The sequence below is a fragment of the Bradyrhizobium sp. SHOUNA76 genome, from assembly GCF_023006445.1.
Taxonomy (GTDB): Bacteria; Pseudomonadota; Alphaproteobacteria; order Rhizobiales; family Xanthobacteraceae; genus Bradyrhizobium.
This window is the reverse complement of sequence record NZ_JALBHA010000451.1, coordinates 1-5,382: the sequence shown is the minus strand read 5'-3', so window position 1 is coordinate 5,382 and position 5,382 is coordinate 1. Positions and strand designations below refer to the sequence as shown.

Genomic DNA, 5,382 nt, shown 5'->3' with positions numbered 1-5,382 from the left:
GCCCAGGCCGCCGCCGCGCAGCCGGAAAAGCCGGCTCGCGGTGCCAAGGCGGGTGCCGATCGCACCAAGGACAAGGGCAAGGACGGCGGTTCGACCATCACCTCCAAGATCCGCTCGCTGCTGGTCGGCGCGAGCGTGGTCGTGATCGTGCTCGGCACCTTCAAGATGGCGATGAATCTGCTCGAAGGCAGCGCGCCGCCGGCGCCGCAGGCCATGGAGAATACGTCCAGCCAGCCCGCGCCGCAGGCCCCGCCGCCGGTGATCGAGAACAAGCCCGCCACGCCCGAGCAGGTCACGCCATCGATGACCTCGCCGACGCCGATCGGGCGGCAATCCCAGAACAATTCCGCGCCAGCTCCCGCCGCCAACTCGGCCTCGGTTGAAATTCCGACGGCGCCTGCCACGATGGCGCCCGCACCTGCGACCAACAGCGACGTCACCGGTGCGCTGTCGGGCACGAGCCGCGCCAAGATCGGTCTGATCCAGGTTCCGCCGAGCGAGAAGCTGCCCGACGGCATCGGCGGCCCGGGCCTGCGCACCGCCGCGATGAAGGGCGACGCGACCGCGGCCTACGAGATCGGCCTGCGCTTTGCCGAGGGCAAGGGCGTTGCGACGAATTACGACGAAGCCGCCAAATGGTACGATCGCGCGGCGCAGGCCGGCGTGATCCCCGCGACCTTCCGCCTCGGCACGCTCTACGAAAAGGGCTTGGGGGTGAAGAAAGACGCCGACATCGCCCGCCGCTACTACACCCAGGCCGCCGAGCGCGGCAACGCCAAGGCGATGCACAATCTCGCAGTCCTCGATGCCGACGGCGGTGGACGCGGCGCCAACTACAAGAGCGCGGCGCAGTGGTTCCGGAAAGCGGCCGATCGCGGTGTCGCCGACAGCCAGTTCAACCTCGGCATCCTCTATGCCCGCGGCATCGGCGTCGAGCAGAACCTCGCCGAGTCCTACAAATGGTTCAGCCTGGCAGCCGCTCAGGGCGATGCGGATGCCTCCGGCAAGCGCGACGACGTCGCAAAACGTCTCGACCCGCAATCGCTCGCCGCTGCCAAGCTCGCGATCCAGACCTTCAGCGCCGAACCGCAGCCGGATGATGCAGTCAACGTTCCGGCCCCCAACGGCGGCTGGGACAGCGCGCCGCAGGCGAATGCAAAGCCCGCGCCGAAGGCGGTGGCGACAAAGCGCTCGGCCTCGGCGGCGCATTAAAAGCGAATTGCTTTAGGCAGACAGAGCGAGCCGCGCGCACGGTGCACCTCTCCCGCTTGCGGGAGAGATCGCGGATCGGAGCGACGCGGGTGAGGGCTCTCGCCTCTTGGGGGTTCTCGCTCGAGGAGACACCCTCTCCCCAACCCTCCCCCGCAAGCGGGGGAGGGAGCGCACCTTTGTCGTGACAGCGACTGAGCCCATTCTCATCACGCTGCCTGCCTCATTCACCACGCCCGAAATTCCCGGTCCCTCCCGCGAGCAAATTCCGCTATTGAGGGGCGCGGCAATCGTTCCGATCTTCTCGCGGGCCTTCCGCGATAGTCGATCCGTCTCGCCGGCGCGTGGTTCAATGCAGCTCTATCTTCCAATCGCCGATCTTCCGGTCAACGTCTTCCTGGTGCTCGCCATGGGCGCTGCGGTCGGCTTCGTCTCGGGCATGTTCGGAATCGGCGGCGGCTTCCTGATGACGCCGCTCCTGATCTTCATCGGCATCACGCCCGCGGTCGCGGTCGCCTCCGTCACGAGCCACATCGCGGCCTCCTCCTTTTCCGGCGCGCTGTCTTATTGGCGGCGGCGCGCGATCGATCCGGCGCTGGCGAGCGTGCTGCTCTGCGGCGGCGTGACAGGGACAGCGCTCGGCGTGTGGACCTTCACGCAGCTTCGCGCGCTCGGCCAGCTCGATCTGATGATCGCGCTCTCTTACGTGGTGCTGCTCACCACGGTCGGCAGCCTGATGTTCTCCGAAGGCCTGCGCGCCCTGATGCGGACCCGGCGCGGCGCGCTGCCGCCGCGACGCACGCACAACTGGATCCACGGCCTGCCGCTGAAGATGCGGTTCAAGCGCTCGAAGATCTATCTGTCGGTCATCCCTGTGGTGATCGTCGGCATCATGATCGGCTTCATCGGCGCCATCATGGGCATCGGCGGCGGCTTCATCCTGGTGCCGATCATGATCTACCTGTTGAGGGTGCCGACCTCGACGGTGATCGGGACCTCGATGGTCCTGACGCTCGTCACCATGCTGTTCGCGACCCTGCTGCATGCGGTGACCAACCACCTCGTCGACGCCGTGCTGGCGCTGATCCTGATGGTCGGCGGCGTCACCGGCGCGCAGTTCGGCGTCCGCGCCGGGCAGAAGATCCGCGGCGAGCAGCTGCGGCTGCTGCTCGGCCTCCTGATCCTCTCGGTCGGCGTCCGCTTCGCGATCGAGCTGGTGATCCGCCCCGAAGATCTCTTCACCATCCGTGAGCTCGGAGTGAGCGGATGATGCGCGCAGCTCTCGCACTCCTGCTCGTCCTGCTGCTCGGCTCAGCCGCGCGCGCCGAGCGGCTGATCGTCTCGGTCTCCAACCACCGCGTCACGGTGACACCGAACTATTCCGGTGAGGAGCTGGTGCTGTTCGGCTCGGTCGAGAAGGATGCGACGACGCCCGCCGATCGCACGGCCTATGATCTCGTGGTCACCGTGATGGGCCCGCGCGCCGACATGATGACGCGGCGCAAGGAACGTACCTTCGGGATCTGGATCAACACCGACTACCGGCAGTTCCTGCAGGTGCCGAGCTATCTGGCGCTGTTCGCCAACCGCCCCTTCGACGCGATCACCTCGCCCGAGATCGCGCGGCGGCAGCAGATCGGACTGAACAACGTGCTGCTGACGCAGCGGGTCGGCGGCGATTATGCCGACGTGGTGCCGAACGATGTGTTCCGGTCCGCCTTCATCCGCCTGCGCACCCAGCGCGGACTCTATCGCGAGGATCCGAGCGCGGTGACCTTCCTGACGCCGACCCTGTTCCGCACCGGCATTCCATTGCCGGCGGAGGTGCCGATCGGCACCTATGAGGTGGAGATCAAGCTGTTTGCGAACGGCGCATTCATCGGCAAGACCGAGACCGCGTTCGAGATCGTCAAGGTGGGTTTCGAGCAGTTCGTCGCCACCACCGCCAGGCAGAACGGGCTGATCTACGGCCTCGTCACCGCGGCAATGGCGCTGATGACGGGCTGGATGGCGTCGATCGTGTTCCGGAAGGATTAGCCGCACACTCCGTCATTGCAAGCGCAGCGAAGCAATCCAGACTGCCTCAGCGGAGAGATCCTGGATTGCTTCGTCGCTTCGCTCCTCGCAATGACGCCCGCGGCAGCTACGGCGCCTCGATCACCGTCGGCACGCCCGGCTCCAGCAGCCGCAGCCGCGTTCCGAAACCCAGCACGTCGAACGTCTTGCGGAGATCCTCGCTGTTCTGACGGAAATGCGCCCAGCCTTCTGTGTGGACCGGCACGATCATCGCATCGGGGAAGGCGCGCGCGGTCTCGATGGTGTCGTTGGTGTCCATGGTGAGATGGAATGGCCCGCGCGTCTGCGCGGCGCCGGCGAAGGGCAGCACCACGCCGCATTTGAAGCGGCGCGCGACTTCGGCGACGCCGTCGAACCAGGTGGTATCACCGCTGACATAGACCGCGCTGGTGTCCTTGCGGTTCGAGGACACCACGAAGCCGATCACATCGCCCGACAGCGGTTCGATGCCGGCCGGGCCGTGACGCGCCGGCGTCGCGGTGATGGTCAGCGAATGGCCGTCGCGGTCCTTGATGTGGGCGGTGGCCCAGGGCGCAAGACCCTCGGCATGACCGCCGAGACGTTTGGCACCGGCTTCGGTGGTCAGCACGCGTTTGGCATGCTTCAGGAATTCGCGCCCCGAATTGTCGAGATTGTCCGAATGCTGATCGTGGCTGAGCAGCACAGCATCAACCGGACCGATCGCATCGGGCCTCAACGCGGGGCCGATGGTCTTCTCCAGCTTCACATGCGGCAACTGATAGGCGCCGGGCGCATCGAAGGTCGGATCGGTGAGGAGGCGGAAGCCGTCGATCTCGATCAGCGCAGTCGGGCCACCGATCAGGGTGATGGAAATGGGCATGATGAGTTCCTGTTACGAGACGGGCTTTGCGGGCCGGGTCACCAGATAAATGCCGAGTGCAACCGGAATGATGCCGAGCAGATCGCGGGCCTCGACGTGCTCGCCGAGGACGAGATACGCGAACAGCATGCCGAGCGGCGGCATCAGGAAATGATAAGCGCTGGCTGCGGTCGCGCCGCACACTTTCAGGAGATGGAACCAGAGCCAGTAGGCCAGGATGGAGCCGCCCAGCACGAGGAAGGCGAAGGCGCCGATCAGGCCCGGCGTGACATCGATCGCGTGGATGTCGGCGAAGGTCAGTGCGACCGGCGTCAGCACGATGCCGGCAGCGAGATTCTGCACGCCGTTGCCGATCCACAGGCTCCCCTTCGGCGCGAGCAGCTTGAACAGGATGGTGCCGGCGACGAGCGAGGCCAGCGAAGCCAGCGTGAACACGATGCCATGCAGGGAATCCGTGCCCACCGACAGGCGATGCCAGACGATCGCGGTCACGCCGATGACGCCGAGCAACAGGCCGCCGGCCTTGCGCCAGGTCATGCCTTCGCCGAGCAGCAGGGCCGCTAACGCGGCGGTGAACACCGGATTGGCCGACACGATCAGGCCGCCGAGGCCGGCGGAGACCGATTGCAGGCCGGTGTAGCCGAGCCCGAGATAGAGCGCGTTGTTGGCGATGCCGAGCACGGCGAAGATCGCCGCGTCGCGCCAGGATAGCGACCAGCAGTCGCCTCGGATCAGCGTGGCGCCCAGGATCAAAATGCCGGCGAGCGAGAACCGCGCGGCGAGCAGGATCAGCGGCGGGCAATGGGTGACGCCGATCTTGCCGGCGACGAAGGCGTAGCTCCAGAGCAGGCAGAACAGGCCGATGGCAAGCGGCAGCGTGTTGAAACGGCGGCCGGGAACCGAAATCGAGGGGGCGAGCGACATGCGGGCATTCTCCTGAACCCTCGATCTAGGGAGGCCGCTTGTCATTTGGAAATTAAATGATTAACTCCTTGTCAGTGGTTTTTCGAATGGAGACGGCCATGCTCGATCTCGAACTGCTGCGCAGCTTCGTCTCGGTGGTCGAGGCCGGCGGCTTCACCCGCGCCGGCGAACGTGTCCACCGCACGCAGTCGACCGTGAGCCAGCAGATCAAGCGGCTGGAGGAAGACGTCGGCCAGGTGCTGCTGCATCGCGACGGCAAGAACGTGCGCCCGACCGAGGCCGGCGAGCGGCTGCTGTCCTATGCGCGGCGGCTGCTCTCGCTGGCTGAGGAG

6 protein-coding genes are annotated in these 5,382 nt (G+C 66.3%); 4 read left to right on the top strand and 2 right to left on the bottom strand.

Annotated features, from left to right (window positions below; all coding sequences use genetic code 11):
* From MOV74_RS30480 to MOV74_RS30470, 3 genes are all read left to right on the top strand, one after another.
* Positions 1-1,212: tetratricopeptide repeat protein (locus MOV74_RS30480; protein WP_246930496.1), on the top strand; the 1,212-nt coding region annotated here is incomplete at its 5' end.
* A gap of 349 nt (positions 1,213-1,561) precedes the next feature.
* Complete coding sequence (locus tag MOV74_RS30475) at positions 1,562-2,479, top strand: sulfite exporter TauE/SafE family protein (RefSeq protein WP_246930494.1); 918 nt, start codon at positions 1,562-1,564, stop codon at positions 2,477-2,479.
* Entirely contained in the window at positions 2,476-3,246 is a 771-nt protein-coding gene (locus tag MOV74_RS30470; RefSeq protein ID WP_246930492.1) for a TIGR02186 family protein, read from the top strand. The genes MOV74_RS30475 and MOV74_RS30470 overlap by 4 nt, the downstream gene beginning before the upstream one ends.
* Positions 3,247-3,352: 106 nt before the next feature.
* On the opposite strand, the gene MOV74_RS30465 is transcribed toward MOV74_RS30470, so the two are convergent.
* Both MOV74_RS30465 and MOV74_RS30460 read right to left on the bottom strand, forming a co-directional pair.
* A complete protein-coding gene (locus tag MOV74_RS30465; protein WP_246930490.1) occupies positions 3,353-4,126 on the bottom strand; it encodes an MBL fold metallo-hydrolase in 774 nt (257 codons plus the stop codon).
* A gap of 12 nt (positions 4,127-4,138) precedes the next feature.
* Positions 4,139-5,050: a DMT family transporter gene (locus MOV74_RS30460; RefSeq protein WP_246930488.1), complete on the bottom strand. Its 912-nt coding sequence runs from the start codon at positions 5,048-5,050 to the stop codon at positions 4,139-4,141.
* A gap of 98 nt (positions 5,051-5,148) precedes the next feature.
* Here MOV74_RS30460 and MOV74_RS30455 point away from each other — a divergent pair.
* A partial coding sequence (locus tag MOV74_RS30455) for a LysR family transcriptional regulator (RefSeq protein ID WP_246930486.1) occupies positions 5,149-5,382 on the top strand: 234 nt, incomplete at its 3' end.

Bases quoted from the DNA above. Each gene is read 5' to 3' on its own strand.
- MOV74_RS30475 (WP_246930494.1), top strand. From the start codon at position 1,562: ATGCAGCTCTATCTTCCAATCGCCGATCTTCCGGTCAACGTCTTCCTG.
- MOV74_RS30470 (WP_246930492.1), top strand. From the start codon at position 2,476: ATGATGCGCGCAGCTCTCGCACTCCTGCTCGTCCTGCTGCTCGGCTCA.
- MOV74_RS30465 (WP_246930490.1), bottom strand. From the start codon at position 4,126: ATGCCCATTTCCATCACCCTGATCGGTGGCCCGACTGCGCTGATCGAG.
- MOV74_RS30460 (WP_246930488.1), bottom strand. From the start codon at position 5,050: ATGTCGCTCGCCCCCTCGATTTCGGTTCCCGGCCGCCGTTTCAACACG.